Raw genomic sequence first — 4,896 nt, 5'->3', positions numbered from 1 at the left:
GCGCTGCCGGTCGTGATCGTGCTGTTGATCGTCGGGATGATCGTCGCGATGGTCGCCACCGGGATGCGGCTCATCTCGCCGCAGACGCTCTTCTTCCCCTTCGTGCTGCTGCTGGCCGCCACCGCGTTTTTCCGTGGGGGCGATAACAAGTCGCGCACCGAGGAAGTCGACGCCGAACGCGCCGACTACTTGCGCTATCTGTCAGTGGTTCGGGACAACATCCGGGGCCAGGCTGCCGCGCAGCGCGCCGCCGCCGAATGGTCGCACCCGGAACCCGCGGATCTGGCCGCCATACCCGGGTCACGACGGCAGTGGGAACGCGATCCCCAGGACGGCGACTTCCTGGTAGTACGTGCCGGTGTGCACTCGGCGACATTGGACACCGCGCTGCGGGTCAACGACACCGCCGATGAGGTCGACTTGGAGCCGGTGTCGCACAGTGCGTTACGCAGTTTGCTGGACACCCAGCGCACAGTTCGCGATGTGCCGACCGGTCTCGATCTGGCCAAGCTTTCGCGCGTCACCGTGCTCGGCGACGCCGTCCAGGTGCGTGCGGCGGTGCGGTCCTGGGTGGCTCAGGCGGTGACGTGGCACGACCCGGCGGTTCTCGGCGTCGCGGTCGCCACTTCGGATCTCGAGTCGCCGGAGTGGTCATGGCTGAAGTGGTTGCCGCACGTGGACATTCCGGCCGAAGTCGACGGCGTCGGCCCGGCCCGCTACCTCTCCACCAAGCCCGATGAGTTGGTCGCGCTGCTTGGACCCGCGCTGTCCGACCGTCCGGCGTTCGCCGGCGGATCGGCTGATGCGTTGCGGCACCTGCTGATTATCGTCGACGACCCAGACTTCGATCTCAAGGCTTCGCCGTTGGCCCTCGGCCGGGCCGGAGTCACCGTCATCCACCGTTCGACCACCACACCGCATCGAGAACAGTATTCCGATCCTGAGCGGCCGATCCTGCGAATCGCCGACGGCGTGATCGACCGCTGGCAAACCGGCGGCTGGCAGCGCTACATCGACATCGCGGACCAACTCGGCGTCGACGACACCAACCACCTCGCGCGCCGGCTGTCCCGGTGGGACTCCAACCCGACGCACAGTGGCCTGCAGTCGACGGCCACCCGGGGCGCCACGTTCACGACGCTGCTGGGGATTCCGGACGCGTCGCGGCTTGACGTCCCGACGATGTGGGCACGGCGGCACCGCGACGACGAGTTGCGGGTTCCGATCGGTGTGACGGCCACCGGTGAGCCACTGATCTTCGACCTCAAAGACGAAGCCGAAGGCGGCATGGGTCCGCACGGCTTGATGATCGGTATGACCGGTTCCGGCAAGTCCCAGACGTTGATGTCGATTCTGTTGTCGCTGTTGACAACTCACTCTGCCGAGCGGCTGATCGTCATCTACGCGGACTTCAAGGGTGAGGCCGGCGCAGACATCTTCCGCCACTTCCCTCAGGTCGTCGCGGTGATCTCGAACATGGCCGAGAAGAAGTCGCTGGCCGACCGGTTCGCCGACACGCTGCGCGGCGAGGTCGCCCGCCGGGAGATGATGCTGCGCGAGGCCGGCCGCAAGGTGCAGGGCAGCGCGTTCAACTCGGTGACCGAATACGAGAACGCGATCGCCGCCGGACATGATCTGCCGTCGATCCCGACGCTGTTCGTCGTCGCCGACGAGTTCACGTTGATGCTGGCCGACCACCCCGAGTACGCGGAGCTGTTCGACTACGTCGCCCGCAAGGGCCGGTCGTTCCGGATCCACATCCTTTTCGCCTCGCAGACGTTGGATGTGGGCAAGATCAAGGACATCGACAAGAACACCTCGTACCGGATCGGTCTGAAGGTGGCCAGCCCCTCGGTGTCGCGGTCGATCATCGGCGTGGAGGACGCGTACCACATCGAGTCGGGCAAGGAGCACAAAGGCGTCGGGTTCCTGGTGCCCGCGCCCGGCGCCGCCCCGATTCGTTTCCGCAGCACCTACGTCGACGGCATCTACGATCCGCCTCAGGCGCCTAAAACGCTTGTGGTGCATTCGGTTCCTGAGCCGAAGTTGTTCAAGGCCGGTCGGGTGGAACCTGACCAGACCACAGTGATCGCCAAGAACGGCCACGACGAGCCGGTCGCGCCGTCACGCAAGCTGATCGCCACCGTCGGCGACCAACTCGCGCGCTTCGGCCCCCGTGCGCCCGAACTGTGGCTGCCGCCGCTCGATGAGGTGATCCCGCTGAGCGCAGCGCTCGCCCGTGCGGCGGTGCCGCGCGGTGAGTGGCGTTGGCCGCTGGGTGAGATCGACAGGCCGTTCCAGATGCGCCGCGACCCGTTGGTCTTCGACGCGCGGTCTTCGGCCGGCAACCTGTTGATTCACGGTGGCGCGAAGTCCGGGAAATCGACTGCCCTGCAAACCTTTATCTTGTCGGCGGCGAGTCTGCACTCGCCGCGCGAGGTGAGCTTTTACTGCCTGGACTACGGCGGCGGGCAGCTGCGCGCGCTGGAGGACTTGGCGCATGTCGGCAGCGTCGCGTCGTCGCTGGAACCCGAGCGCATCCGTCGCACCTTCGGCGAGCTCGAGCAACTGCTGCGGTCACGGCAAGAGCGAGAGGTGTTCCGGGACAAGCAAGGCCCGGACGACGGACTGGGCCAGGTATTCCTGATCATCGACAACCTGTACGCCTTCAGTCGGGACAACACCGACCAGTTCAACACCCGGAACCCGTTGCTGAGCAAGGTGACCGAACTGGTCAACGTTGGATTGGCCTATGGCATCCACGTCGTCGTCACCACTCCCAGCTGGCTCGAGGTGCCGCTGGCGATGCGGGACGGTCTAGGAATGCGGCTGGAGCTCAAGCTGCACGACGCGCGGGACAGCAATGTCCGGATGGTCGGCGCACTGCATCGTCCGGCCGAGGGTGTGCCCGCAGACCAGCCGGGTCGTGGTCTGACCATGGCCGCCGAGCACTTCTTGTTCGCGGCGCCGCAGCTGGACCAGATTGCCGTCATCAACGACCGTCACGCCGGTATCACCGCCCCGCCGGTGCGCCTGCTGCCGACGATCCTGGAGCCGGCCGCGCTCGAACCGGTATACGGCGGCAGCGACCGGATCGTGATCGGCCAGCGCGAAGAAGACTTGGCTGCAGTCCAACTCGACTTCGCGCAGAACCCGCTGCTGATGGTGCTGGGTGACACCAGGACCGGTAAGACCACCTTGTTGCGGCACATCATCCGCACCATCCGGGACAACTCGACGCCGGACCGTGTCGCGTTCACCGTGCTGGATCGACGGCTGCATCTGGTCGACGAACCGCTGTTCCCCGACAACGAGTACACCGCGAACATCGACCGGGTGACGCCGGCGATGCTCGGGCTGTCGGCGCTCATCGAAAAGCGCCGGCCGCCGGCCGGTATGACCGCCTCGCAGCTGACCGGCTGGTCGTTCGAGGGCCACACCCACTACCTGATCATCGACGACGTCGACCAGATACCGGACTCTCCGGCAATGACGGGACCCTATGTGGGACAGCGGCCTTGGACTCCGCTGATCGGATTACTGTCGCAGGCCGGCGACCTGGGACTACGCGTCATCGTCACGGCGCGCGCAACCGGAGCCGCGCACGCGTTGATGACCAGTCCGCTGCTGCGCCGGTTCAACGACCTGCAAGCGACCACGCTGATGCTGTCGGGCAACCCAACCGACGGCGGCAAGATTCGCGGTCAACGCTTCGACCGGCTGCCGCCCGGTCGCGCCATTCTACTGACCGACAGCGATATCCCGACGTACGTGCAGTTGGTCAATCCGCTTGTCGACCAGAGTGTGGCCGCTGATGGCCGCTGATATTCATCGAAAGGAGTATGTGTCATGACACTGCGAGTTGTTCCCGAAGGCCTGGCCGCGGCCAGCGCCGCGGTTGAATCGATCACCGCCCGGTTGGCCGCCGCGCATGCGGGGGCGGCACCGGCCATCACGGCCGTCGTTCCGTCGGCGGCTGACCCGGTCTCGCTGCAGACCGCGGCCGGATTCAGCGCCCAGGGCAGCGAACACGCTGCGGTTGCGGCCGAAGGTGTTGAAGAGCTCGGCCGCGCCGGAGTCGGTGTCGGTGAGTCTGGCGTGAGTTACGCAGCCGGTGACGCGGCTGCCGCGGCGACATACTTGGCCGGCCACTGACAATGACCGCGCCGGTGTGGATGGCTTCGCCGCCGGAGGTGCATTCAGTGCTCCGCAGCAGCGGTCCTGGACCCGCCGACCGAGGGGAAGGGGGATCACAACTGAATGTGTAGGTGTGGCAACGGTAATCGACGGATGAAGGGATTTTTAGGATGAGTCTTTTGGATGCTCATATTCCGCAGTTGGTGGCGTCGCAGTCGGCGTTTGGTGCCAAGGCGGGATTGATGCGCTCGACGATCGGTCAGGCCGAGCAGGAAGCGATGTCGTCGCAGGCGTTTTTCGCCGGTGATGGTGCGGCGGCGTTTCAGGCTGCGCATGCCCGGTTTGTGGCGGCGGCGGCCAAGGTGAATTCGCTGCTGGATATCGCGCAGGCCAATCTTGGGGATGCCGCGGGCACCTATGTGGCCGCTGACAGTGCTGCGGCGAGCAGCTACCCGGGCTTCTGAGCCGACCAACTGAGGGAAGGGATTTGTGATGTCGCAGATCATGTACAACTACCCGGCGATGCTGGCACACGCGGCCGACATGGCCGGCTATGCCGGCACGCTGCAGAGCCTGGGCGCCGATATCTCCGCCGAGCAGGCCGCGTTGCAGTCGGGCTGGCAGGGTGACACCGGGATGAGTTATCAGGCGTGGCAGGCGCAGTGGAACCAGGCGATGGAGCAGTTGGTGTTGTCCTATCGCGCGATGGCGGGCACTCATGAGAACAACACCACCTCGATGCTGGCCCGGGACTCAGCC

General features: G+C 65.8%; 4 protein-coding genes and 1 pseudogene. All 5 read left to right on the top strand.

Annotated features, from left to right (window positions below; genetic code table 11):
• Nucleotides 1-3,825 (top strand): type VII secretion protein EccCa (eccCa, locus tag VGH54_RS04050; protein ID WP_331510653.1); only part of this gene is annotated, 3,825 nt, incomplete at its 5' end.
• 24 nt (nucleotides 3,826-3,849) lie between these two features.
• Nucleotides 3,850-4,155 (top strand): PE family protein, encoded by a 306-nt coding sequence (locus VGH54_RS04045; RefSeq protein WP_325689494.1) that lies wholly within the window; start codon nucleotides 3,850-3,852, stop codon nucleotides 4,153-4,155.
• A 2-nt stretch (nucleotides 4,156-4,157) separates the two neighbouring features.
• A pseudogene (locus tag VGH54_RS04040) lies at nucleotides 4,158-4,229 on the top strand (hypothetical protein); the annotation flags it as partial.
• Between the two features lie 78 nt (nucleotides 4,230-4,307).
• A complete protein-coding gene (locus VGH54_RS04035) occupies nucleotides 4,308-4,601 on the top strand; it encodes a WXG100 family type VII secretion target (protein ID WP_331510652.1) in 294 nt (97 codons plus the stop codon).
• A gap of 28 nt (nucleotides 4,602-4,629) precedes the next feature.
• The coding region (locus VGH54_RS04030; RefSeq protein ID WP_331510651.1) for a WXG100 family type VII secretion target at nucleotides 4,630-4,896 on the top strand (267 nt) is incomplete at its 3' end.

Origin of the sequence: Mycobacterium sp. (genome assembly GCF_036488105.1) — a bacterium.
In the GTDB taxonomy this organism is placed as follows: Bacteria; Actinomycetota; Actinomycetes; order Mycobacteriales; family Mycobacteriaceae; genus Mycobacterium.
Note: the sequence above shows the minus strand (reverse complement) of the source record. Positions and strands in the feature narration are given on the sequence as shown.

Coding starts and splice junctions, on each gene's coding strand:
- VGH54_RS04045 (WP_325689494.1), top strand. CDS start 3,850: ATGACACTGCGAGTTGTTCCCGAAGGCCTGGCCGCGGCCAGCGCCGCG.
- VGH54_RS04035 (WP_331510652.1), top strand. CDS start 4,308: ATGAGTCTTTTGGATGCTCATATTCCGCAGTTGGTGGCGTCGCAGTCG.